At 36.8% G+C, this 23,668-nt stretch carries 25 protein-coding genes and 1 other annotated feature; of the genes, 22 read left to right on the top strand and 3 right to left on the bottom strand.

Translation table 11 applies throughout. The features are described from left to right. The first annotated feature begins 9 nt into the window (after nt 1-9). From radC to pheA, 20 genes are all read left to right on the top strand, one after another. Entirely contained in the window at nt 10-687 is a 678-nt protein-coding gene (gene radC, locus ACTT1L_RS08910) for a DNA repair protein RadC (protein ID WP_001013381.1), read from the top strand. Nucleotides 688-844: 157 nt separating this feature from the next. Further along, the gene (mreB, locus tag ACTT1L_RS08905) at nt 845-1,864 is read left to right on the top strand and encodes a cell shape-determining protein MreB (protein WP_000466737.1); all 1,020 of its coding nucleotides are present in this window, start codon (nt 845-847) and stop codon (nt 1,862-1,864) included. Between the two features lie 41 nt (nt 1,865-1,905). Next, complete coding sequence (gene mreC / locus ACTT1L_RS08900) at nt 1,906-2,757, top strand: rod shape-determining protein MreC (protein ID WP_001135483.1); 852 nt, start codon at nt 1,906-1,908, stop codon at nt 2,755-2,757. Nucleotides 2,758-2,771: 14 nt separating this feature from the next. After that, nucleotides 2,772-3,317 (top strand): rod shape-determining protein MreD, encoded by a 546-nt coding sequence (gene mreD, locus ACTT1L_RS08895; protein WP_000975746.1) that lies wholly within the window; start codon nt 2,772-2,774, stop codon nt 3,315-3,317. A 35-nt stretch (nt 3,318-3,352) separates the two neighbouring features. After that, on the top strand, nt 3,353-4,039 hold the full coding sequence (minC, locus tag ACTT1L_RS08890) for a septum site-determining protein MinC (RefSeq protein WP_000391517.1): 687 nt from the start codon (nt 3,353-3,355) through the stop codon (nt 4,037-4,039). A 2-nt stretch (nt 4,040-4,041) separates the two neighbouring features. Further along, on the top strand, nt 4,042-4,839 hold the full coding sequence (minD, locus tag ACTT1L_RS08885; protein ID WP_000503311.1) for a septum site-determining protein MinD: 798 nt from the start codon (nt 4,042-4,044) through the stop codon (nt 4,837-4,839). 132 nt (nt 4,840-4,971) lie between these two features. Continuing rightward, entirely contained in the window at nt 4,972-5,718 is a 747-nt protein-coding gene (gene spoIVFA, locus ACTT1L_RS08880) for a stage IV sporulation protein SpoIVFA (protein ID WP_000797467.1), read from the top strand. Beyond that, complete coding sequence (gene spoIVFB, locus ACTT1L_RS08875) at nt 5,711-6,571, top strand: stage IV sporulation intramembrane metalloprotease SpoIVFB (RefSeq protein ID WP_000599049.1); 861 nt, start codon at nt 5,711-5,713, stop codon at nt 6,569-6,571. The genes spoIVFA and spoIVFB overlap by 8 nt, the downstream gene beginning before the upstream one ends. 67 nt (nt 6,572-6,638) lie before the next feature. Next, nucleotides 6,639-8,027, top strand: a complete 1,389-nt coding sequence (locus ACTT1L_RS08870; protein ID WP_071741869.1) for an Rne/Rng family ribonuclease — start codon at nt 6,639-6,641, stop codon at nt 8,025-8,027. A gap of 77 nt (nt 8,028-8,104) precedes the next feature. After that, nucleotides 8,105-8,182, top strand: a sequence feature (ribosomal protein L21 leader region). Nucleotides 8,183-8,196: 14 nt separating this feature from the next. Then, complete coding sequence (rplU, locus tag ACTT1L_RS08865; RefSeq protein ID WP_000270908.1) at nt 8,197-8,505, top strand: 50S ribosomal protein L21; 309 nt, start codon at nt 8,197-8,199, stop codon at nt 8,503-8,505. Nucleotides 8,506-8,516: 11 nt separating this feature from the next. Then, the gene (locus tag ACTT1L_RS08860) at nt 8,517-8,861 is read left to right on the top strand and encodes a ribosomal-processing cysteine protease Prp (RefSeq protein ID WP_001993153.1); all 345 of its coding nucleotides are present in this window, start codon (nt 8,517-8,519) and stop codon (nt 8,859-8,861) included. Between the two features lie 3 nt (nt 8,862-8,864). Further along, nucleotides 8,865-9,155, top strand: coding sequence for a 50S ribosomal protein L27 (gene rpmA, locus ACTT1L_RS08855; protein ID WP_000944958.1), 291 nt, complete (start codon nt 8,865-8,867; stop codon nt 9,153-9,155). Nucleotides 9,156-9,218: 63 nt separating this feature from the next. Continuing rightward, nucleotides 9,219-9,767: a sporulation initiation phosphotransferase B gene (locus ACTT1L_RS08850; RefSeq protein WP_001037006.1), complete on the top strand. Its 549-nt coding sequence runs from the start codon at nt 9,219-9,221 to the stop codon at nt 9,765-9,767. Then, on the top strand, nt 9,767-11,053 hold the full coding sequence (gene obgE / locus ACTT1L_RS08845; protein WP_000497115.1) for a GTPase ObgE: 1,287 nt from the start codon (nt 9,767-9,769) through the stop codon (nt 11,051-11,053). The genes ACTT1L_RS08850 and obgE overlap by 1 nt, the downstream gene beginning before the upstream one ends. A gap of 139 nt (nt 11,054-11,192) precedes the next feature. Then, a complete protein-coding gene (locus ACTT1L_RS08840) occupies nt 11,193-11,900 on the top strand; it encodes a response regulator transcription factor (protein WP_000276715.1) in 708 nt (235 codons plus the stop codon). Next, on the top strand, nt 11,890-12,972 hold the full coding sequence (locus ACTT1L_RS08835) for a HAMP domain-containing histidine kinase (RefSeq protein WP_071741867.1): 1,083 nt from the start codon (nt 11,890-11,892) through the stop codon (nt 12,970-12,972). Before ACTT1L_RS08840 ends, ACTT1L_RS08835 begins: the two co-directional genes overlap by 11 nt. 93 nt (nt 12,973-13,065) lie before the next feature. Next, a complete protein-coding gene (locus ACTT1L_RS08830) occupies nt 13,066-13,842 on the top strand; it encodes an ABC transporter ATP-binding protein (protein ID WP_000114533.1) in 777 nt (258 codons plus the stop codon). Then, nucleotides 13,817-15,739 carry an ABC transporter permease gene (locus ACTT1L_RS08825; protein WP_001011383.1) on the top strand — a complete coding sequence of 641 codons (1,923 nt, stop codon included), beginning with the start codon at nt 13,817-13,819 and terminating at the stop codon, nt 15,737-15,739. The genes ACTT1L_RS08830 and ACTT1L_RS08825 overlap by 26 nt, the downstream gene beginning before the upstream one ends. A gap of 49 nt (nt 15,740-15,788) precedes the next feature. Continuing rightward, entirely contained in the window at nt 15,789-17,702 is a 1,914-nt protein-coding gene (locus tag ACTT1L_RS08820; protein ID WP_001026342.1) for an ABC transporter permease, read from the top strand. A gap of 96 nt (nt 17,703-17,798) precedes the next feature. Beyond that, on the top strand, nt 17,799-18,650 hold the full coding sequence (pheA, locus tag ACTT1L_RS08815) for a prephenate dehydratase (RefSeq protein ID WP_048557567.1): 852 nt from the start codon (nt 17,799-17,801) through the stop codon (nt 18,648-18,650). A gap of 62 nt (nt 18,651-18,712) precedes the next feature. On the opposite strand, the gene ACTT1L_RS08810 is transcribed toward pheA, so the two are convergent. From ACTT1L_RS08810 to ACTT1L_RS08800, 3 genes are all read right to left on the bottom strand, one after another. Further along, nucleotides 18,713-19,360, bottom strand: a complete 648-nt coding sequence (locus ACTT1L_RS08810) for an MOSC domain-containing protein (protein WP_000510674.1) — start codon at nt 19,358-19,360, stop codon at nt 18,713-18,715. 80 nt (nt 19,361-19,440) lie between these two features. Further along, nucleotides 19,441-19,983 (bottom strand): transcription repressor NadR, encoded by a 543-nt coding sequence (locus ACTT1L_RS08805; RefSeq protein WP_000812272.1) that lies wholly within the window; start codon nt 19,981-19,983, stop codon nt 19,441-19,443. After that, nucleotides 19,983-21,125: an IscS subfamily cysteine desulfurase gene (locus tag ACTT1L_RS08800; RefSeq protein ID WP_000973747.1), complete on the bottom strand. Its 1,143-nt coding sequence runs from the start codon at nt 21,123-21,125 to the stop codon at nt 19,983-19,985. Before ACTT1L_RS08800 ends, ACTT1L_RS08805 begins: the two co-directional genes overlap by 1 nt. Nucleotides 21,126-21,278: 153 nt before the next feature. On the opposite strand from ACTT1L_RS08800, the gene nadB reads away from it, so the two are divergent. Further along, nucleotides 21,279-22,808 (top strand): L-aspartate oxidase, encoded by a 1,530-nt coding sequence (nadB, locus tag ACTT1L_RS08795; RefSeq protein ID WP_001138551.1) that lies wholly within the window; start codon nt 21,279-21,281, stop codon nt 22,806-22,808. A 19-nt stretch (nt 22,809-22,827) separates the two neighbouring features. Then, nucleotides 22,828-23,661, top strand: a complete 834-nt coding sequence (gene nadC / locus ACTT1L_RS08790; protein WP_001092219.1) for a carboxylating nicotinate-nucleotide diphosphorylase — start codon at nt 22,828-22,830, stop codon at nt 23,659-23,661. The last annotated feature ends 7 nt before the right edge of the window (nt 23,662-23,668 follow it).

Genomic DNA, 23,668 nt, shown 5'->3' with positions numbered 1-23,668 from the left:
GGTGGAGAAATGAACGGTATTCGTGATGTTGTCAAAGAAGAACAGCCACGGGAGCGTTTATTGTTAGAAGGGGCTGGAAGTTTATCCAATCGGGAGCTTCTTGCAGTGTTACTCAGAACAGGTTCTAAAGAAGAAACAGTTTTAAAGTTATCGGATAAAATTTTGCATCATTTTGATGGTTTACGTATGTTGAAAGACGCAACGCTAGAAGAGTTAGTGAGTATACATGGTGTTGGAGTTGCGAAGGCATCACAGCTCATCGCTGCTTTTGAACTCGGTAGAAGAATGGTGCGTTTAGAATATCAAAATAGATACAGCATTCGAAGCCCGGAAGATTGCGCCAGATATATGATGGAAGAAATGCGCTTCTTGCAACAGGAGCATTTTGTATGTCTCTATTTGAACACAAAGAATCAAGTTATACATAGGCAAACGATTTTTATTGGAAGTTTAAACTCTTCAATTGTACATCCCAGGGAAGTTTTTAAAGAAGCATTTCGCCGTGCAGCAGCCTCTATCATATGTCTTCATAACCATCCCTCAGGAGACCCTGCGCCGAGCCGAGAAGATATTGAAGTAACAAAACGCTTAGTAGAATGCGGTCGGATTATCGGAATTGAAGTGCTCGATCATATTATAATAGGTGACCATAAATTCGTGAGTTTAAAGGAAAAAGGTCATATTTAAGACTATGCTTTTTACTTATTTTGTTTTATAATGTGATTTATGAGTTTTTTGTAGAAAATTATCTACAAAAAGGATAAAGATATAAAAAACGTACTGTTTTTATAATATAAAGTAAGAAAAAATGAGTCCGTGAAAACAAGAAAGGAAGATAAATAATATGTTTGGATTTGGTGGCTTTACTCGCGATCTTGGAATAGACTTAGGAACTGCGAACACGCTTGTATATGTAAAGGGAAAAGGTGTAGTTTTACGTGAACCTTCAGTAGTAGCGTTACAAACTGATACGAAACAAATCGTTGCTGTAGGTAGCGATGCAAAACAAATGATTGGTCGTACACCAGGAAACGTTGTGGCACTTCGCCCGATGAAAGACGGTGTAATTGCTGATTACGAAACGACAGCAACAATGATGAAATATTACATTCAACAAGCTCAAAAATCAAATGGATTCTTCTCACGTAAGCCTTATGTAATGGTATGTGTACCATCTGGTATTACAGCTGTAGAAAGACGTGCAGTAATCGATGCGACTCGTCAAGCTGGTGCTCGTGATGCTTATCCTATCGAAGAACCATTTGCAGCAGCAATTGGTGCAAACTTACCTGTTTGGGAACCAACTGGTAGCATGGTTGTTGATATTGGTGGCGGTACAACAGAAGTTGCAATCATTTCTTTAGGTGGTATTGTAACAAGTCAATCAGTTCGTGTTGCTGGTGATGATATGGATGATTCAATCATTCAGTACATTAAGAAAAGCTACAACTTAATGATCGGTGAAAGAACAGCTGAAGCATTAAAATTAGAAATCGGTTCTGCAGGCGAGCCAGAAGGTATCGAGCCTATGGAAATTCGCGGTCGTGATTTAGTAAGTGGTTTACCAAAAACAGTACTAATTCAGCCAGAAGAAATTGCAGATGCATTAAAAGATACAGTAGATGCCATTGTAGAATCTGTTAAAAATACGTTAGAGAAAACTCCACCTGAATTAGCGGCAGACATTATGGACCGTGGTATCGTATTAACAGGTGGCGGAGCATTACTACGTAACTTAGATAAAGTAATTAGTGAAGAAACAAATATGCCAGTTCTTGTTGCAGAAGACCCATTAGATTGCGTAGCAATTGGAACGGGTAAAGCATTAGACAATATCGATCTTTTCAAAACTGCTGCTCGATAATATTGCAAAATAAAAATCAATGAAATTAAGAGGGTGTGAACGTGCCACAGTTTTTCTTAAACAAAAGATTAATTGTTTTGTTAGTTAGTATTATTCTTCTCGTGGCATTGATTGGAATCTCATTGAAAGAACGGAACAGTTTAACATGGCCAGAGCAGTTTGTTAAAGACACTGTCGGTGTTGTAGAACGTGTATTCCAAAAGCCAGCGAAATACGTAGCTGGATTCTTCGAAAATGTAGAGGATGTAAAGCGCACGTATGAAGAGAATAAAGAATTAAAAGCAAAATTAGACAATTATGCAGGTCTATCAGGGAAAGTAAAACAATTAGAAGATGATAACAAGAAGTTACAAGAGTTAACGGGTAAAGATAAGTTAAATAGCGGTTATACTGAAATTCCAGCGACTGTTGTTTCTCGTAATCCAGATAAATGGTACGATTTAGTTGGACTTGATAAAGGGGCACAGCAAGGAATAAAAAAAGATATGGCTGTATTAACTCCACAAGGTTTAGTGGGACGAGTGAAAAGTGTATCTCAGTTTACATCATCAGTAGAATTGTTAAGTTCTATGAGCCGAACAAATCGTGTTTCTGCTATCGTACAAGGGAATGAGAAAATCTTTGGATTGATTGAAGGTTACGATAAAGAAAAGCACTTACTTCTTTTCACAAAGATTGGTTCTGATGCACCGGTAGATAAGGATCAACTAGTTGTAACATCTGGGCTCGGTGATATTTTCCCGAAAGGTCTTGTAATTGGAAAAATCGTTGAAGTTCAGCAGGATCCATACGGTTTAACAAAAACAGCTTATGTAAAGCCAGCCGCTGATTTAAATGACGTAGAGCATGTTGTAGTTGCGAAACGTGAAACGCCTTCAGCGCCATTAGAATAGGAGGGGGAGAAGAGATGATGAAGATTTTAAAAAGAGCAGCTCTTCCTCTTTTGCTCCTTTTTGCTTTTTTATTTGAAAATATGTTTGCTACTATTGTTCCAACAGAGGTTTTTTGGAAAGACAGTATAGCATCACCTCATTTCTTTATCATTGTGTTATGTTTTATTACTGTGTACTATAGTCCGGTCCAAGGGATTTATTACGGACTATTATTTGGTTTCTTATTTGATACCGTATACACGGAACTTGTTGGTATATATATTTTTGCGTATCCGATTTTAGTTTATTTAGTTTATAGTGTGATGAAGGTACTACAATTGAATTTATTTATTGTTACTTCTATCGTACTAGCTAGCATAGTAGCATTAGAGTATTATGTGTATGGATTTTTAACTTTGTTAGGACGTACTCATATGTCGGCGTATGTCTTTTTCACAGATCGTCTCCTGTCTACTTTATTGCTAAATGCAATTTTCTTATTGATAGTTTGTTTCCCACTGAGACGATATTTAGTGCGTCTTTCAAAAGCGATGGAAGAAAAAGAAAAAAGGATTTTCTAATTTTATGTCGAATTGAATCGGTGGGGTGAACTTTAGTGGAAGAAAAAAAGCAACAAAATGTAACAATAAAAGGGACAAAAGACGGAATAACCCTTCATTTAGATGATTGTTGTTCATTCTCTGAATTATTGAAGGAATTGGATGAAAAGCTTTCTACACATTACTATGATGGTGATGGACGCTCTTTAATTGAAGTGCATGTGAAAGTAGGAAACCGTTATTTAACAGAAGTCCAACAAGAAGAGATTCGTACGTTAATTCGTAATAAAAAGAATCTCGTTGTGGATTCGATTGAAAGTGATGTTATAACGAAAGAGGAAGCAATAGCTTGGAAAGAAGAAACAGAAATCGTCCCTATTTCCAAAATTGTTCGCTCTGGACAAGTTTTACATGTAAAAGGAAATTTATTGTTAATTGGTGATGTTAATCCAGGCGGAACGGTTATCGCTGGGGGGAATATTTTTGTCGTAGGATCATTAAGAGGAATTGCACATGCGGGCTATTATGGGGATTCAGATGCTGTAATCGCTGCATCTGTTATGAACCCGATGCAACTTCGAATTAGTGATGTGGCAATGCGGGCTCCGGAAGAGAAAGAAGACGGAGCGGAGGCGGCAGAATGTGCGTATATTAATGAGAACAATCACATTGTTGTCGATCGACTGCAACTTCTCACTCATCTTAGACCTAATTTAACAAAGTTAGAAAGGGGAATTGTATAGCTGTGGGAGAGGCAATAGTAATTACATCTGGAAAAGGCGGTGTAGGTAAAACTACAACGTCTGCGAACATTGGGACAGCCCTAGCGTTATCTGGAAAGAAAGTGTGCTTAATTGACACAGATATCGGTCTTCGAAACTTAGACGTAGTAATGGGGCTGGAAAATCGTATTGTATTTGATCTTGTTGATGTCGTTGAAGGGCGTTGCCGTTTACCTCAGGCTCTTATTAAAGATAAACGTTTTGATGATCTTTATTTATTACCTGCAGCACAAACGAGTGATAAATCAGCGGTAACACCTGAACAAATGGATGAATTAATACAAGTATTACGTCAAGATTATGATTACATATTAATTGATTGTCCTGCGGGGATTGAGCAGGGATTTAAAAATGCGGTAGCTGGTGCGGATAAAGCAATTGTTGTTACGACGCCAGAAGTATCCTCAATGCGCGATGCGGATCGTATTATCGGGCTTTTAGAAAAAGAGGATATTGAACCACCGAAACTTGTTATTAATCGTGTGCGTAGTCATATGCTTCATGAACAGGATATGTTAGATGTTGATGAAATCGTACGTACATTGTCAATCGAGCTTCTTGGTGTTGTCGAAGATGATGATGAAGTTATTCGTGCTACAAATACAGGTGAGCCTGTAGCGTTGCAACCGAGCGGAAAAGCAGCGTTAGCTTATCGTAATATTGCAAGACGTTTGTTGGGTGAGAATGTCCCATTACAAGCATTTGAACAAGAAAAGGTATCGGTATTTACAAAGGTGAAAAACTTCTTTGGAATCCGTTAAAAGCACTTCGCATATTTGCGGAGTGCTTTCTTTTTCTTCACACGAATATCTTCCATACCTAGCTCATACATATGTACAAACTGTATACAACTGTTTCTATGTACATTAGCTTAACGAAAGAAAGGAGACAGTATGAAGAATAGACGTGTAGAAGAAATTAAAAAACGGATTGCGAAGAGGAAGGCAGAGCAAGAAAGGATGGAGGAAGAGCAGTATTTTGCTGGAGGGAATTTTGATAGTGAAACAGTGTTTATTGAAGATGGAGAAAAGGAAATTCATCCTTTATTTCGAAAAGAAGTGTTTTTCTTCAAAGTATTGTTATCAGCAATATTAGTTCTTTCTGTCGCTATTTTATATAAGAATGCACCAGCTTCTTTCGACGGTGCTAAAGCTGTTACAGAAAAAGTGATGAAAGAAGAATTTCAGTTTGCTACTGTAGCGAAATGGTACGAAAAACAGTTTGGAAAACCGCTCGTGTTCTATTCGCCTAATGAGAAAAAAGAAGAAAAGATTCAGCAAAAAGATTATGCCATTCCTGCTTCCGGAAAGGTGATGCAAGGGTTTCAAAAAAATGGCCAAGGTGTATTTGTACAAACAGCTACAAATGCAACTGTTGAGTCAGTGAATGAAGGGCTAGTAGTTTTTGCGGGCAAGAAAGAGGAACTTGGTAATACAGTTCAAATTCAGCATGCAGATGGTACGGAGTCATGGTATGCAAATTTAAATGATATGTCAGTGAAATTATATGATTACGTTTCAAAGAAACAAAAAATTGGAACAGTGAATAATGATGCGAATAATAAAAATGGTAAGTTTTATTTCGCAATAAAAAAGGATGAAAAATTTATTGATCCGATTCAGGTGATTTCATTTGATTAAATATAGAGATGTTTTAACAAAGATTTCAGTACATCCGTTGTTTTGGGTTATTATTGTCATTGGTATTTTCACGGCACGTTTTAAAGAGTTACTACTGTTATTTTGTATCGTTCTCATCCATGAACTTGGGCATGCTTTTGCAGCGGCACATTATAATTGGCGTATTAAGAAGATTCAACTTTTGCCGTTTGGTGGTGTGGCTGAGCTTGAGGAACATGGGAATAAATCATTGAAAGAGGAACTAGTTGTTGTAATTGCAGGACCTATTCAACATATTTGGATGATGGCGGTAGGCTATATGTTGTTTGAAGCTGGTTGGCTTCATGCGGAATTATATTATTTCTTTATGTGGAATAATATAATTATTTTAGCGTTTAATTTACTACCTATTTGGCCTCTTGATGGTGGAAAAGTATTGTTTAACGTACTATCATATCGTTTTCCTTATTTACAAGCACATGAAAAGATGATGAAATTATCATGTGTTTTTTTTAGTGTCATACTAGGATGGCAGTTACTTTGGAATAGTAACAATATTATGATGTGGGTACTACTCATATTTTTAGCGGTGTCGTTATATCAAGAATGGAAGCAAAGACGGTATGCCTTTATGCGTTTTTTATTAGAACGTTATTATGGGAACAAAAGAGGAATTGAAAAGATTGCACCGATTGAGGTGCAATCAGAAGATCATTTATATAAGATATTCACAAAATTTCGTAGAGGCTATAAGCATTCTATTATCGTCCGCGGAAAATATAAAGAACATTACACATTGGATGAAAATGAATTGCTTTATGCGTATTTTACTGAAAAACGAACAACTTCATCTGTTGAAGAATTAATCGGTTAGTGTTGACGTTAGCACTAACCTTTTATTATTGTAAAAGCAAAGAAGATTATAAAGTGAGGAAAGTATTTTGAAAACGTTATATATAAACTACGCTGGATCGGAAAAACGCGTTGCAATTGAAGAGAAGAAGAAAATTGTTGAGTTTTTATGGAAACGAAATGAAGAACAAGAGATTGTTGGGCATATTTATGTTGGACGTATCGTAAGAACGATTGCTGGAATGAATGCAGCTTTTGTAAATATAGGTTTAGAAAAACATGCTTATCTCTCGTACGATGATGTACCATCTTCTTATCATATACATGAAGGAAAAGCGGTACTCGTACAAGTTGTAAAAGAGGCAATTGATACGAAAGGGCCAAAATTGACAGCAAATATAGAATTTACCGGGAAATATGTCGTTTATATGCCATATGATGAAATGCGTGCGGTTTCTCGGAAAATAAAAAACAATAAAAGAAGGCAACAATTACTCCAAATTGAAGTAGAAGGGAAAGGAGGTTATATTTTCCGCTCAGCTTCTGAAAAAGGAGAAATTGAAGAAATACAAGCTGAAATGCAAAGGTTACAGCAGTTATATGAAGAGTTAAAAAGAAAAGAGGGCCAAGGAAAGGCACCGTTACTAGTCCATCGACCAGCAACCTTTTTAGATCGTGTATTTCAAGAGAATCCAATTGAAACGATTGAAAAAGTAGTTGTAGATACAAGAAGTATAGTAAAAGAATTAGAAGAAAAAGTCGGCAAAGAAAAAATATCTTTTTATAATGAAAAGTCTTCAATATTTAACCATTTTGGCATAGAGCGTGAGATTGAGAAAGCACTTCAAAAAATTGTTTGGCTCCCAAATGGTGCTTATTTAATTGTGGAACAAATGGAGACGATGACTGTAATTGATGTGAATACGGGTAAGTTTACTGGAAAACAGAATTTACAAGATACAGTCCTTCGTACAAATGAAGTAGCAGCTGAAGAGATAGCGCGTCAATTAAGACTCCGTGATATTGGTGGTATGATATTAATTGACTTTATTAATATGAAAAGAAGAGAAGATAAAGAAAAGATAAGAGAATGTCTCATCGCTGCTATGCAAAATGATCGCACATATACAAGAGTGCTCGGGTTCACAGAGTTAGGGATTTTAGAGATGACACGTAAACGTAAAAAACATTCTTTACGTGACGTATTACTTGAAGAGTGTGCACCGTGCAAAGCGACGGGTTATGTCATGTCATATGAAACGATTGCGTATGAGCTAGAGAGAGAGCTAATTACATATGGCAATATAGAAGATGAGGCAGTATTAATCTCTGCACCTAAAGAATTACAAAAACAATTTTTGCAAAAAGAATTACAAAAAAATATTCCATTTGAAATTTATTTCAAAGATGATATGATCGAAAAGTACGCTATTATCCGTTTTGGAAGTAAAAAAGAAATTATAGAACGGAAAAAATAGTTATTAGAACTTTCATTGACAATAGTCTATGATTCATGATAACATCTTTATGTTATAGTTTATAGCACCTAAACGGCTATATGCTACAACCGCACAAGACAGGTTCCTTAAAGGCATTTATGTCTACCTCGTTTTTGGCGAGTCTTAGTAATTAAGAGGAGGTGCAAGTATGTACGCAATTATCGAAACAGGTGGAAAACAAATCAAAGTTGAAGCTGGTCAAGAAATCTACATTGAAAAATTAGATGTTGAAGCTGGTGAAACTGTTACTTTTGACAAAGTTCTTTTCGTTGGTGGCGAAAACGTGAAAGTTGGTAGCCCAGTTGTAGAAGGTGCAACAGTTACTGCGAAAGTTGAAAAACACGGTCGCGCTAAGAAAATCATCGTTTTCAAATACAAAGCGAAAAAGAACAATCGTAAGAAACAAGGTCATCGTCAACCTTACACTAAGCTAGTTGTTGAAGCTATCAACGCTTAATTCTGGTTAACATGATTAAAATTACGATAAGTCGCACGAAATTAGGAAGTATCCAATCATTTAAAATGACTGGACATGCCGATTATGCGCCACATGGACAAGATCTTGTCTGTGCTGGAACTACAGCGGTTGTGTTTGGTTCCATAAATGCTGTGGAAGAACTTTGTAATGTGCAGGCAACTATTGAACTCGGAAGTGATGGTGGATTCTTAACGTATGAATTGCCTAATGATTTAGACGTTCATACAGCAGAAAAAGCACAGATACTTTTAGAAGGATTGGTTGTTTCGCTTAAGACGATCGAACTTGATTACGGAAAGTATATCCGTTTAATAGAAAAAGTGCAGGAGGTGTAACGTATGTTAAGATTAGATCTTCAGTTTTTCGCATCTAAGAAAGGTGTAGGTAGTACAAAGAACGGTCGTGACTCTCAGTCAAAACGTCTTGGTGCTAAACGCGCAGATGGTCAAACGGTTACAGGTGGTTCAATTCTTTACCGTCAACGCGGTACAAAAATTTATCCAGGTGTTAACGTTGGTCGTGGTGGCGATGACACTTTATACGCGAAAGTTGACGGCGTAGTACGCTTCGAGCGTCTTGGCCGTGACCGCAAACAAGTGAGCGTATATCCTGTTGCTCAAGAAGCATAAGAACTCACGGAAAACTCTAACCTGAGTGCAGGTTAGAGTTTTTCTATATTAAGGAGTATCTAAATGAATAAAAAATGGACAATTATAGATGCATTGCGCCATTCAAGACATGATTGGCTCAATCGTATGCAGATGGTGAAAGGAAACCTTTCCCTTGGAAAAGTGGAAGAAATTCATAGTCTCATCGATCGTTTTGTCCAAGAAGCGAGACAAGAATCCAATCTGATGGGGCTATCAATGCCTTTATTTTCAGAGTGGATTTTAACATATAATTGGAAACAGCAGCCGTGCTTATTGGAGTACGAAGTATTAGGGAATTTACATAACTTATCTCACTTAGATGAGACTGTATGTACATGGACGAATCAATTTTTCTCAATGCTTCAGCATAGTTTAGACGTATATGTTGAAAATTATGTTTGTATCACAATTGAATGTGACGCGGAGAATGCTCGTTTCTTTTTTGATTTTCGTGGTAAGCTAACGAGTGTAGAAGAACTACAGAATTGGCTTGCGAACCAAAACAATAAATGGTATTCCATTTCTTATACAGTAAGAGACGAAGAAGTCTCAGTTATATTACAACCAATTGAAAAAAGTGTGGTGAAATAATGTTTGTAGATCAGGTCAAGATATATGTAAAAGGCGGCGACGGTGGTAACGGAATGGTTGCGTATCGTCGTGAGAAGTATGTTCCAAAAGGTGGTCCAGCAGGTGGCGACGGTGGTAAAGGTGCAGATGTTGTTTTCGTTGTTGAAGAAGGCTTACGTACATTAATGGACTTCCGCTACCAACGTCATTTCAAAGCTGATCGTGGTCAGCACGGAATGAGTAAAGGGCAGCACGGTCGTAAAGCTGAAGATTTAATCGTTAAAGTTCCGCCAGGAACGGTAGTAAAAGATGAAAAAACAGGTCAAATTCTTGCGGATTTAGTAACACATGGACAAACAGCTGTAATTGCAAAAGGTGGCCGCGGTGGCCGTGGTAACTCACGTTTCGCAACAGCTACGAACCCAGCGCCAGAAATTGCTGAGAATGGGGAACCAGGTCAAGAACGTGATGTCATTCTAGAACTTAAAGTACTAGCAGACGTTGGACTTGTTGGATTCCCAAGTGTAGGTAAATCTACATTATTATCTGTCGTATCATCAGCACGTCCGAAAATTGCAGAGTATCACTTTACAACAATCGTTCCAAACCTTGGTGTTGTTGAAACAGGTGATAACCGCAGCTTCGTTATGGCTGACCTTCCTGGACTAATTGAAGGCGCACATGCCGGCGTTGGACTTGGTCATCAATTCCTGCGTCATATTGAGCGTACACGTGTAATCGTGCATGTAATTGATATGTCTGGTTTAGAAGGCCGTGATCCATATGAAGATTACGTAACGATTAATAATGAATTAAAAGAATACAATCTTCGCTTAACGGAGCGTCCACAAGTTGTTGTTGCAAACAAAATGGATATGCCAGATGCAGAAGAAAACTTACAAGCATTTAAAGAGAAAGTGGGAGACGAAGTAAAAATCTTCCCAATCTCAGCTGTAACGAAACAAGGTGTTCGTGATTTACTATTTGAAGTAGCGAACTTATTAGAAACAACACCTGAATTCCCAATACATGAAGTTGCGGATGAGTCTGATACAAGTGTAATGTACAAACTTGAGACTGAAGGTGTTAAATTTGACATTACACGTGAAAGTGATGGCACGTTTGTTATCTCTGGTTACGATATCGAGAAAACATTCAAGATGACAGACTTCTCACGTGATGAATCTGTACGTCGTTTCGCTCGCCAAATGCGCGGAATGGGTATTGATGAAGCGCTTCGTGCACGTGGTGCAAAAGACGGAGATATTGTAAAAATTCTTGAATATGAATTTGAATTTATCGACTAAGACTGCCGAAATATGGCAGTCTTTTTTTATATCGTAAAAGTCTGATTTATACAGGAAAAAATCCCCACTAATTAAATTTTCAATTTATAATAGAAAAAGAAGTGGTTTTATAAGAACTTTTTATGGGGAGAAAGTGAACATGTATAAAATATTAATTGTAGAAGACGATGAAAAAATCGCGGGGATATTAGAGGAGCATTTAGAAAGGTATGGCTATCAGTCATTTCGAGCAAGTGATTTACGACATATAAAAGATGAGTTTGTAAAAGTAAATCCACATCTCGTGTTACTTGATATTAATTTACCGTATTTTGATGGTTTCTATTGGTGTCGTCAAATCCGCACTGTATCGAATGCACCAATTATTTTTGTTTCTGCAAGAACGGGGGAAATGGATCAAGTAATGGCAATTGAAAATGGCGGAGATGATTACATTACGAAGCCATTCCATTTAGACATTGTAATGGCTAAGGTAAAAAGTGCACTTCGTCGTGGGTATGGTGAATATGCTTCTGCGGCAGAAAGCGATTGTTTAGGTGTAAATGGACTGTTGTTATTCCCATCTCAGCACGTTGTTGAGTGGCAAGGGCAACAAACAGAACTGACAAAAAATGAATTTTACTTATTAGAGTGTTTAATGAAACAAGCAGATCAATATGTAACGCGCGAAGAATTGTTAGAAGCCCTCTGGGATGAGGTAGCTTTTGTTGATGATAATACATTAACCGTAAATGTAAAACGTGTAAGAAAGAAACTAGAGGAGCTAGGCATTAAAAATGCAATTGTAACGAAACGTGGATACGGTTATGCGCTTCTTACAGAGTGGGGAGAAGGCCATGAAGGTTAAAGATTACCTCATGGACCGCTTTTCTTTAATTCTTTCTTACATTGTTAGCCTCTGTTTATTTGGGCTCGTTTTGCAGTTGCAAAGTCTTTTAGAAAAGCGATCTATTGATTGGAATACGTGGTTATACGGACTTTTATTAGGGACAGTTGTTTTTACTGTATATCTCATTTACGATTACCGAAAACGGAGTGTGTTTTTAAAGAGGATTAAAAAGTATGTTACTGGCGGAAATACATTACATGATTCCTTACTTATTGATACTTCTTATACGGCAGAGCAAGAGATGGTCGTTGAATCGTTTACGCTATTAAGACAGCAATATATGAATGAAGTTCATAAACAACATGCAAAAGAACAACAGCAAATGATATTTATGAACCAATGGATTCATCAAATGAAAACACCGGTATCTGTTATTGAGTTACTATTACAGAAGTTTGGTAAAGAGCATCGTGAAGCAAGGGCAACAGTTGAAAGTATTCGTGAAGAAAATAATCGCATACTAAATGGTTTAGATTTAGCGTTACATATGGCAAGGTTAGAGCAGTTTGCGAAAGATTATAAAGTAGAAGTAGTAAATGTGATAGATATTATTAGAGGTATTATTAATGAAAATAGAAAGTCCTTCATTCAATCGTCTGTATTTCCGAAAGTGATGTTTGAGGAAGATACTTGTATGGTTGCCTCTGATAGAAAATGGCTCAGTATTGCTATAGGACAAATTGTTGTAAATGCAATTAAGTATACAAAAATTTCGGAAGCAGAGAAAAAGGAAATTCAATTTCAAATTGAAGAGAAAGATCAAAAGGTGTTATTACATATTAAGGACAATGGAATCGGTATTCCAGAGCAAGATGTAAAGCGTATATTTGATCCATTCTTTACAGGGGTAAATGGCCGGAAAACGAGAGAAGCGACTGGAATGGGTTTATATATTACGAAGGAAATTTGTGATAATTTACATCACGGTATGTATGTGCAATCGGCTGAAGGGGAAGGGACAACATTCACGTTCCAATTTGCAAAAGATGAAGAATATCATACATTAATGAGAAAAATGACAAAACTGTAAGATAACAAAACGTTTTGTAAGGGAAATCACTCGTTTCTTTTTCTTATTTTTCTTATAGTAAATGTAAGAAGAAAACACATAGGGGGATTAGAAATGAGTGTTCTTGAAGTAAAAGGATTAACGAAGGTGTACCAATCGAAAGGTTCAGTAGCAACGACTGCTTTAAATGATATAAATTTTAAAATAGAAGAAGGCGAATTTGTAGGGATTATGGGTCCTTCAGGGAGCGGAAAAACAACGCTTTTAAATTTATTAGCAACAATTGATAAGCAAACTTCAGGTCATGTGCTTGTAAATGGGGAAGAAATTAATCAAATGCGTGCTGCAAAATTGGCGGAGTTTCGCCGTACACATTTAGGATTCATTTTCCAAGATTTTAACTTACTTGATACGTTATCGATTAAAGAAAATATCATTTTACCACTTGTAATGGCGAAGAAATCTGTAAATGAAATCGATGCAAAAGTGCTTGAGATTGCAAAGTTTTTAAATATCGAGGGCATTTTAAATAAAAAGGTATATGAAGTATCCGGTGGCCAACAACAACGTGCAGCAGCTGCGAGAGCGATTATTCATGAACCGACGCTAATTTTAGCAGATGAGCCAACTGGAAACTTAGATTCTAAGTCGGCAAAATCATTAATGAGCGCGTTGCAAGATTTGCATGAACAAAAGAAAGTAACAATTGCAATGGTAACGCATGATCCAGTAGCGGCGAGTTATTGCGAACGTATTCTTTTCATACGTGATGGAGAGATTTTCTCAGAAATACATAAGGGAAGAACGAAACAAGCCTTTTTCCAAGAAATTCTGGACGTACTTGCGATGCTAGGAGGGGAATATCATGAACTTTCGCCAGCTCGCGCTTAATAATGTAAAAGGAAATTGGCGTAATTATAAAGCGTTTCTTATAAGTAGTTGTTTATCGATAGTCGTATTTTTCATGTATGCTTCCTTCATTTATCATCCAGATGTTGTAGGCGGTAATATTAGTATGAGGGAGATGATTTCAAAAGGGTTAGAATCGATGAATTATATTGTCGTCATCTTCTCGGCACTCTTTATTTTATATGCAAATTCAACGTTTTTACGAGCAAGAAAAAAAGAGTTTGGTCTACTAACATTAATAGGCGGAACGAAATCGCAGCTCGGCCGAATGATTATATTAGAGCAACTGATGTTAGGTAGTATTGCAATTGTAGTTGGTATTGGGGTCGGAATGCTTTGCTCAAAACTATTTTTCCAAGCACTGAGTGTATTACTAAAAATTGATAAAACACTACCGCTCGTATGGAATAGTAAAGCAGTTCTTATTACAGCTGGTGTGTACTTTATTCTCTTTTTAATCCTATCATTGTTTAGTGTTTGGACAGTAGGGCGCTTGCAAATTATTGATTTATTAAGAGAAGCAAGAAAACAAAAAGTAGAGCCTTTTGCATTTACATGGTTATGTATAGTTGGTATAGGATGTATTATTGCTGCATATGTTCTTTGTTTCCAAGTAACCATTATGAATTTTATTATATATTTCTTACCAATTGTAGGATTGACCATTGGCGGAACGTATTTACTATTTACACAAGGAAGTACAGTTGTATTAAAAGCATTGCAAAAACGAAAACAATCTTTTTATACATACCCAAATATGTTCGTACTTAGCAATCTTATTTATAAAATGAAGGATAATGCTCGTTTTTTATTTGTAATTTCTATCATTACGGCGGTAGTATCTTCAGCAGTAGGTACACTGTACGTATATTTTGAAAATATGAGTGCGAAAACGATAGAGCTTACGCCACATGCTATTTCATATGAGGAAAAGGGATTAAATACGCATAGCCTTATTAATGAAGAAAAAGTACAAGAGATTGTAAAAAGAAATGGGTTTGAAGATGCACGAAAAGTAACCTATGTAAAACTACCTGCAACACAGAAAATAATGTTGTTTAACAGTGAACGTGAAGTACCAATGGCGATTATTTCAGAAAAAGAATATAACGCGGAAGTGCGTAAACAAAAGAAAGAGCAAATTACAGAGGTTCATAATGCACCAGGTAGCGCGACGATGGTTATGGTTGATGCAGCAAATGAACTTATGAAAATAGATCGTACGAAACCGTATGAATTTAAGATTAACGGACAAAAGCAGTCTGTTCAATTAAACGAGCCAACGTCATATTCTGTTTTTAACGATAGCGAATATCTTATTGTGAATGATCAAGACTTTGAGAAATATGCAAAGCTTGTACCAGATGAAGAAAAGACGAAATATTATGGTTATTATATTGAAGATTGGAAAAGTACCGAAGATCTTGTGCTAGATTTGAAAAAGGAAATTGCACCAGAAAAGCAAGGGGAATTGAGAAATTCAGTGTTTGCGTATAAGGCTATAAGAGAAGGTGGTGCAATTACAATGTTCATCGGTTTCTTCGTAGCTGTACTATTCTTCTTCTTCGCTTGTAGTATGACATACTTTAAATGGTTTAACGATAAAGAACAAGATCGTATTCAATTTAAATCGTTAAAGAGAATCGGTATGACAGATAAAGAAATTCGTAAAATTGCAATTCGACAAATGGGCGTTATCTTCTTTATCCCAATTGTCATCGGCGCTATTCATAGTGGATTTGCTCTTCATACGTTAGGAAAAATGCTTTATCTCGATTTATGGAAATCAGGTGCGCTTGTAATTGGAGCATACATTTTAGCTTCTGCGATTTACTTTATGATCGCGCAAAGAGGATATTTAAAACACGTAAAAAGCTAGGGGAACCTCTAGCTTTTTGCCTATGTAGTAAGTTACAGGAGGACGATAGATGAACATTCGGCAACTAGCGCTGCAAAATATAAAAGGAAATTGGCGTAATTATAAAGTATTTTTCTTAAGTAGTTGTTTTGCGATATTTGCGTCTTTTGCATACATGTCCGTCATTGTACATCCGTATATGCAAGAGACGATGTGGTATCAAAACGTACGCTGGGGACTGATCATATGTAATGTTATTATCATTTCTTTTTTCGTCATATTTATTTTGTATTCTACTTCTATTTTCATAGAGGCACGTAAGAAAGAATTAGGATTATATATGTTAATGGGAGCAACGAAATCTAACGTAATTGGCGTAATTATGACCGAGCAAATGTTGATCGGGGTATTTGCTAATATTTTTGGTATTGGGCTTGGCATGATTTTTTTAAAGCTCTTCTTTATGGTGTTTAGTATGTTACTGGGGCTTCCGAAAGAACTCCCTGTCATATTTGACTTGAGAGCAATTGGGGGAACATTTATTGCGTATATGGTCGTATTTGTTGTCTTATCATTTATAAGTGCTTTACGTATATGGAATATAAAAATCATTCGGTTATTGAAAGAATTTCGAGCAGATAAAAAAGAGAAGAAAACATCAATGTGGCTTTGTATATTTGGATTTATTTGTTTAGGTATAGGATATACGTTAGCGTTACAAGCGACCATACTAACGATAGCGGTCTATTTTTTCCCTGTGTCTATACTTGTCTCTTTCGGAACGTATTTTTCTTTTACACACGGCACTGCTCAAATATTAGAAATAATAAAACGAAATAAAAAGATTATGTATACATATCCGTATTTATTTATAGTGAATCAATTGTCACATCGAATGAAGGAAAATGGTCGCTTTTTCTTTCTGATGTCTATGGCAACGACGTTTGTAGTTACAGCAACAGGTACGGTGTTTTTATATTTTTCTAGCATGCAAGATATGTGGCGAGATGGGGGCGCACACTCATTTTCATACATAGAAAAAGGTGTTTCTACCCATGAAGTCTTTGAGGAAGGTACGGTTGAACAATTACTGCACCAATATAGATATGATGACTTTCAATCTATGAGTTTTGTTGGAGTGTATGCATCTTTTCAGACCAATAAGGGAGAAACAGAAGTAGCGCCACTCATTAAACAAAGTGAATACAATCAAGAGGCGAGAAAACAAAAACAGAAAACGTATCATCCTAAAAAAGGAACAGTCACACTTGTTTATTATAATAAATACAATCATCCGAATGTATATGATCAAAAAGAGATTCAACTACAAGTAATGAATCAAACTTATTCCTTCGTATTTAACGGTCAAAAGGAAGGGGTCCAATTTAACTATCATCCTTCGCACATTAACGGTCTGTTCTTCGTCATGAATGATAAAGACTTTGACAGTATAGCAAATCAGGTTCCTGATTCTGAAAAAATGATATATAGAGGCTATACATTACCAAGTATCGAAAATACGAAAGAATTAAATGAAGATTTACGGAAACATATGAAACAAGATAAAGATCATGCATTTCGAAGTAATATGGAATTTTATGTAACTATGAAAAAGGGCGGCGATATTACTCTATTTGTAGGCTCATTCATTAGTATATTATTTTTCCTTACATCGTGTAGTATCGTATACTTTAAATGGTTTCATAATATTGCATCGGATCGAAAGCAGTACGGGGCGCTTTCTAAGCTTGGAATGACGAAAGAAGAAGTGTGGAAGATTTCTCGCTGGCAATTGTGTATGCTATTTTTTGCGCCAATTATAGTAGGAAGTATGCATAGTGCGGTTGCGTTATATACATTTCATAATACAATCTTTATGGATGGTTCATTACGAAAAGTAGGCTTGTTTATTCTATTTTATATTGTTGCATGCATCGTTTATTTCTTTTTTGCTCAAAGAGAATATAGGAAACATTTAGACTAGCAAATGCTAGTCTTTTTTTAATATTCGAAATTTATATAGAAGAATATAAAAAAGTATGGTATAACAGTAAGAAAACGAAAAAGAGGGGAAAAGACGATGATTCGAGTAGGATATTTAGGACCAGAAGCAACATTTACAAATATGGCGGTGAGTCGTTTTTTTCCGGAAGCAGAGCATGTACCGTATCGAACGATCCCAGATTGTATGGATGCAGCTGCAAATGGAAATGTAGATTATGCAGTGGTACCACTAGAAAATGCCATAGAAGGTTCAGTGAATATAACGGTTGATTATCTTGTACATGAGCAACCACTTTCTATTGTAGGAGAAATTACAGTGCCCATTCAGCAACATTTACTTGTACATCCGCAGTATGCAGAAGTGTGGGAAGAAGTATATGCAGTACATTCTCATCCACACGCTATTGCCCAATGTCATAAGTTTTTAAATGAAGAATTAAAAGGGGTAACTGCCCGGGATATGACATCAACAAGTGCTGCTGCGCAATATGTGAAAGAACATCCTGAAGAAAAAATCGCTGCCATTGCAAATGAAGCAGCTGCAGAGAAATACGGATTAACGATTGTAAGGCGAAGCATTCATACACATAAAAATAATCATACACGTTTCCTAGTACTCCATAAGAAAAAGAAAGCAATACTCTCAAATAATGGAGAAAACCGCGGAGAGAAAACGACGCTTATGATAACGTTACCTGCTGATTATGCAGGGGCACTATATCAAGTGTTATCAGCTTTCGCATGGAGAAAATTAAACTTATCCAAAATCGAATCGCGCCCGATGAAAACAGGACTTGGAAATTACTTTTTCTTAATCGATGTCGATAAAGCATATGATGATGTATTATTGCCAGGCGTAACGATGGAACTTGAAGCACTAGGTTTTTCTGTTACGGTGCTGGGGAGTTATTCTTCTTATTGGTTATAAGGGGAGTTAGGTTATACCGTGTGATAGATCAATAAAATCCCACCTATAAATGGTGGGATTCTTTATTTTAACTTCGCAAGACGATCTTCTAACTGACCACGCCAAACATCAGCTAGTTCTGGAACAGCAAGAATCTTTTCGATGCCATCTCTATCTTTTCTATTATGAAAATAAATTTCGTTAGAGAACAAGACAGAAACATTGCTCGGTTGACGTTCTAGTAAAGTAATTTTAGAATCTTTACGTACAGTACCTTCTTGAAGAACGCGGCATAGATAGCCAGTAAATCCAGTTGCTACAATGCGCGGCAGTATGCCAGGAATACCGAGGCGTTTTGAAATTGTGCTACAAGGTACTCTTGCTTGTGTCACCTGAATGATTGCTTCACCTAATTTGTATGTATCTCCGATGCAAACATCACGCTCTAACATATTTGTTACGGTAATGTTTTCGCCAAATGCAGAAGCGGGGAGTGTTGTTTGGAATTCTTCTTCCCATAGTGCGTAATGCTCGTGTGGGTACACACAAACTGCACGATCAGGTCCCCCATGGTGTTTTAAATCCGCTACGTCATCACCAAGGAAGCCATCTTTTGAGAGAAAAGCTTCTTCCGTAGAATCTTTACATATACCTGTTATCATTTCTTTATCTTCGCCATATTTCATTTGTTTCGGTTTGCCAATGCTAAAGTGAACGAGTTCAATTCCCATCTTTGATCTCCTTTACAATTGATTACAATATTATATCATTAAAAAAGCACAGAGAATGATAAAAAACTCTGTGCTTTACATTAATAAACGAGAAATCCTGCTTTATCTAAAGCCTCGCAAGCAGCGTCTAATTTTTCTTTAGAATCCGCTTCAATTGTATGTAAGTGAATACCATCTGTTAGTTGCGATAGATAGGAAGCGTTTGTATTTTCGATTTTTTGTAAATATTGCTCTACATCAAAGCGATTACTTACCATGATGGATGCTGTTAAGTCACCGTATACAGGATGCTCAACTTTTACATCTTTAATCGTAACGCCGTGGTCAACAAGCATTGTAAGTTCTTGACGTACTTCTGCTGGTTTATGTTGGCATACAATTACGCGTTCGAAAGCTTGCTGTTTTTCTTGTGGTTTTAAATATAAATAGCCTTGAGCAGTCGCAATGATCGGTTCGTTTCGTGCTTTAAGCAAGGAAATATCTTGCACGATAACTTGTCTACTTACGTTTGTCTTTTTCGATAGCTCATTTCCGGATAACGGTTCATTTGCAGCGAGAAGCCACTGAAGGATAAGTTGTCGTCTTTCTTCACCTAAAATCTTTTTTTGTTCATTTTGTTTCATTATGATTTAACACCTCTATAAAATTGATTTCCAATTGTGTGTAGTGCATGAATAGTAGTATCAATTTGATCTTTCGTTGTTTGTTGTCCGAAAGAGAAGCGGACATATTGTTTTGCCTCTTCATACGTTTTTCCAATTGCAAGCATTGTTTTCGAAGGTTCTTGTTTACCAACTTGGCAAGCACTTCCGGTAGAAATGGCAATACCGCGGCGATTACATTCTAGCATTGTATATTGGCCTTCTATTCCTTTTATTGTAACCCCAATAATATGTGGTAAACAAGAAGTAGAATGACCTTCTACTTCAATTTTTAGTGGAAGTGTTCGTATTTGCTCTAAAAAGTAAGATCGTAACCCTTTAAAACGTAAACTTTCTTCTTGTTGATTTTTTAATATATTCTCAGCAGCTGTTAAAAAAGCTGCGATGCCAGGAACGTTCACTGTACCTGGACGAAATCCTTTTTCGTGAGAAGTCCCCGGAAATATTTGTGTCCAGCGAACTTGCGGATTGATATAGCAAGCGCCAACACCCTTCGGTCCGTATATCTTATGTGCTGAAACAGAAAGACTATCAATCCCCATCTCAAAAACATGGATAGGAAGTTTACCAAAGGTTTGTACACAATCTGAATGAAATAAAACGTTATATTTTTTTAAAAGTGCCCCAATCTCTGCGATATTTTGAACGGTTCCGATTTCAGAGTTTCCGTGCTGTATACTTGCTAGAACAGTATCTTCTGTAATGGCTTCTTCTAAATCTATTAAACGAATGAGTCCATTTTTATCAACAGGAATTTCAGTAATTGTATACCCTTTTGATTGTAAGGATTGAAAATAACTTCGAATGGATGCATGTTCCATAGGTGTCGTAATAATATGCTTCTTATTTTGGGCATTGAGAAGGGACTGAATCGCAAGGTAGTTCGATTCTGACCCACCGCTCGTGAAGAATATCCCTTGTTCCTTTCCACCAATCATTTCGGCAAATGTTTTTCTACAAACTTGTAGTAAAGAAGAGGCCGTTCCTCCAATATCGTGTAAACTTTGTTCATTTCCGAAGTATTGCGATGCTGCTTTCGTATATGTTTGTAATGCTTCCGCGCTCATAGGTGTAGTAGCTGCATAATCAAGATATATCATCATGTAAGTTCCTCTCTCTAGTAAGAGTTACATTTCTTTTATTTTTTTAAATGGTAGTGAAAATAAGAATTATAAAAAAACTCTTGTCATTATTTTAAAACTATGTAAATATAGGTGTCAAGACAGTTGAAAAGTGTAAAGTAGGAGGCAACAATTATGCCAAGTGCAGATGTCTTAATTATTGGAAGTGGCGTTGCGGCACTTCGTGTTGCAAAAGAGATTTGTCACGAAAAGAATGTGATTATTATCACAAAGGAAACAAATCGTAATAATAATACATATTTAGCGCAAGGTGGAATTGCCGCAGCCGTAGCTACATATGACAATCCAAATGATCATTTTGAAGATACGTTAGTAGCAGGATGTCATTATAACAATGAAGATACGGTTCGTTATTTAGTTGAAGAAGGGCCGAAAGAAATGAATCATCTCATTGAAAATGGAATGAAATTTGATGGAGATGAAACGGGCCCTCACCTTGGAAAAGAAGGTGCACATCGGAAGCGGCGTATTTTACATGCAGGTGGCGATGCAACAGGAAAGAATTTATTAGAGCATTTCATTCAAGAAGTAGTTCCGCATGTTACGGTAGTGGAACAGGAAATGGTGCTTGATTTTATTATAGAAAACGAAAAATGTGCTGGAGTTTTAACGCGAGATAGTGAAGGGAAGTTGAAGCGTTATGATGCAGATTATACTGTGTTAGCCTCAGGCGGGATTGGTGGTTTGTATGCTTTTACTTCTAATGACAAAACAATTACGGGTGATGGACTTGCGATGGTGTACCGCGCGGGTGGGGAGCTTGTAGATTTAGAATTTGTACAATTCCATCCAACGATGTTATATGCGGGCGGGCGATGCTGCGGTCTCGTCTCTGAAGCAGTCCGCGGTGAAGGAGCTGTCCTTATAAACGGAAAAGGGCAGCGTTTTATGATGGATATACATCCAGATCATGATCTCGCACCGCGTGATGTAGTGGCAAGAGCGATTCATGAACAGCTTTTGTCGGGTGAAAAAGTGTATTTGAATATCGAGTCTATTCAAAATTTCGAAGAACGTTTTCCAACTGTATCAGCATTGTGTAAAAAGAATGGTGTTGATATTACTAAAAAACGCATTCCAGTCGTACCCGGTGCTCATTTTCATATGGGTGGCGTGAAAACAAACATTGATGGGGAGACGTCTATTCCAAATTTATATGCAGTCGGTGAAGTAGCTTGTAATGGGGTTCATGGAGCAAATAGATTAGCGAGTAATTCATTATTAGAAGGTCTTGTGTTTGGAAAAAGAATAGGACAGCATCTTTTAACGAAAGCGACAAAAGACAGATTGAACAACTTTGCTGAGAAGGAAAAGAAGTTTATCGTTCTGAATCATTTGCCGACGAAAGAAGAAATACAAGAATGCATGATGAAATATGTTGGGATTGTGCGAACAGAGCAAAGTTTATCTTATGCAAAGAGATGGCTTAGTAAGTACGGTGTTCGAAATATGATATTACAACATGATGTTCTTACAAATGAAGAGATAACGCTTATGAATATGTTAACAGTTTGTGAGCTTATCGTCGTATCAGCTTTGCAAAGAGAAGAAAGCATTGGTGGCCATTATCGAAGTGATTACCCACATAGAAATAGCGTAAAAAAAGAAATCGTTCGAGTGAAAAGAAAACTACAACTTGTGTAATGAGGGGAAGAGGGGCTTTATGAATACGATAAAGGTTAAAGAAGCATTAAATCGATTTTTTCTAGAAGATATAGGAGAAAGAGATGTAACATCTCAGCTTATTTTTCCAGATAATTTACTTTCAAAAGGAACGTTTCTTGCAAAGGATACAGGAGTCTTTGCGGGACGTTTAGTCATTGAAGAAGGGTTTAAATTAATTGATGAGAGAATTAAAGTGGAGCTTCATAAAAAAGATGGAGATCTTGTAGAAAAAGGCGAAATAATTGCAACTGTCCAAGGACCAATCGCATCGTTATTAACGGCAGAGCGCGTTATATTAAACGTTATCCAGCGTATGAGTGGGATAGCGACAATGACATACGAGGCTGTTCGTGCCTTAGATAGCAGCCATACACGTATTTGTGATACGCGAAAAACGATGCCAGGGCTACGTATGTTTGATAAGTATGCAGTCGTGTGCGGAGGCGGATTTAATCACCGTTTCGGCCTATATGACGGTGTCATGATCAAAGATAATCATATTGCTTTTGCTGGTTCTATTACGAAAGCTGTTACATCAGTGAAAGAAAAGTTAGGACATATGGTGAAAGTAGAAGTGGAAACAGAAACAGAGGAGCAAGTGAGAGAGGCTGTAGCTGCTGGTGCAGATATTATTATGTTTGATAACCGTACGCCAGATGAGATTCGAGAGTTTTCAAAGATTGTACCAAGTGCCATTGTTACAGAAGCTTCAGGAGGTATTACCATTGAAGATTTATCGAAATACGGAAAAACAGGGGTAGATTATATTTCACTTGGAGCGTTAACACATTCAGTGAAAGCACTTGATATTAGTTTCAATATTGAGGCGTAAGGAAAGT

It is taken from the genome of Bacillus sp. FH (assembly GCF_052216825.1).
Classification (GTDB): domain Bacteria; phylum Bacillota; class Bacilli; order Bacillales; family Bacillaceae_G; genus Bacillus_A; species Bacillus_A paranthracis.
Note: the sequence above shows the minus strand (reverse complement) of the source record. Positions and strands in the feature narration are given on the sequence as shown.

Excerpts from the sequence above, each read along its gene's own strand:
- ACTT1L_RS08800 (WP_000973747.1), bottom strand. The coding sequence starts at position 21,125 with ATGATGATATATCTTGATTATGCAGCTACTACACCTATGAGCGCGGAA.
- ACTT1L_RS08810 (WP_000510674.1), bottom strand. The coding sequence starts at position 19,360 with ATGGGAATTGAACTCGTTCACTTTAGCATTGGCAAACCGAAACAAATG.
- ACTT1L_RS08805 (WP_000812272.1), bottom strand. The coding sequence starts at position 19,983 with ATGAAACAAAATGAACAAAAAAAGATTTTAGGTGAAGAAAGACGACAA.
- spoIVFA (WP_000797467.1), top strand. The coding sequence starts at position 4,972 with ATGAAGAATAGACGTGTAGAAGAAATTAAAAAACGGATTGCGAAGAGG.
- rpmA (WP_000944958.1), top strand. The coding sequence starts at position 8,865 with ATGTTAAGATTAGATCTTCAGTTTTTCGCATCTAAGAAAGGTGTAGGT.
- ACTT1L_RS08840 (WP_000276715.1), top strand. The coding sequence starts at position 11,193 with ATGTATAAAATATTAATTGTAGAAGACGATGAAAAAATCGCGGGGATA.
- ACTT1L_RS08850 (WP_001037006.1), top strand. The coding sequence starts at position 9,219 with ATGAATAAAAAATGGACAATTATAGATGCATTGCGCCATTCAAGACAT.
- obgE (WP_000497115.1), top strand. The coding sequence starts at position 9,767 with ATGTTTGTAGATCAGGTCAAGATATATGTAAAAGGCGGCGACGGTGGT.
- mreD (WP_000975746.1), top strand. The coding sequence starts at position 2,772 with ATGATGAAGATTTTAAAAAGAGCAGCTCTTCCTCTTTTGCTCCTTTTT.
- mreB (WP_000466737.1), top strand. The coding sequence starts at position 845 with ATGTTTGGATTTGGTGGCTTTACTCGCGATCTTGGAATAGACTTAGGA.
- nadB (WP_001138551.1), top strand. The coding sequence starts at position 21,279 with ATGCCAAGTGCAGATGTCTTAATTATTGGAAGTGGCGTTGCGGCACTT.
- pheA (WP_048557567.1), top strand. The coding sequence starts at position 17,799 with ATGATTCGAGTAGGATATTTAGGACCAGAAGCAACATTTACAAATATG.
- ACTT1L_RS08830 (WP_000114533.1), top strand. The coding sequence starts at position 13,066 with ATGAGTGTTCTTGAAGTAAAAGGATTAACGAAGGTGTACCAATCGAAA.
- nadC (WP_001092219.1), top strand. The coding sequence starts at position 22,828 with ATGAATACGATAAAGGTTAAAGAAGCATTAAATCGATTTTTTCTAGAA.
- ACTT1L_RS08835 (WP_071741867.1), top strand. The coding sequence starts at position 11,890 with ATGAAGGTTAAAGATTACCTCATGGACCGCTTTTCTTTAATTCTTTCT.
- ACTT1L_RS08820 (WP_001026342.1), top strand. The coding sequence starts at position 15,789 with ATGAACATTCGGCAACTAGCGCTGCAAAATATAAAAGGAAATTGGCGT.
- radC (WP_001013381.1), top strand. The coding sequence starts at position 10 with ATGAACGGTATTCGTGATGTTGTCAAAGAAGAACAGCCACGGGAGCGT.
- rplU (WP_000270908.1), top strand. The coding sequence starts at position 8,197 with ATGTACGCAATTATCGAAACAGGTGGAAAACAAATCAAAGTTGAAGCT.
- ACTT1L_RS08860 (WP_001993153.1), top strand. The coding sequence starts at position 8,517 with ATGATTAAAATTACGATAAGTCGCACGAAATTAGGAAGTATCCAATCA.
- ACTT1L_RS08825 (WP_001011383.1), top strand. The coding sequence starts at position 13,817 with ATGAACTTTCGCCAGCTCGCGCTTAATAATGTAAAAGGAAATTGGCGT.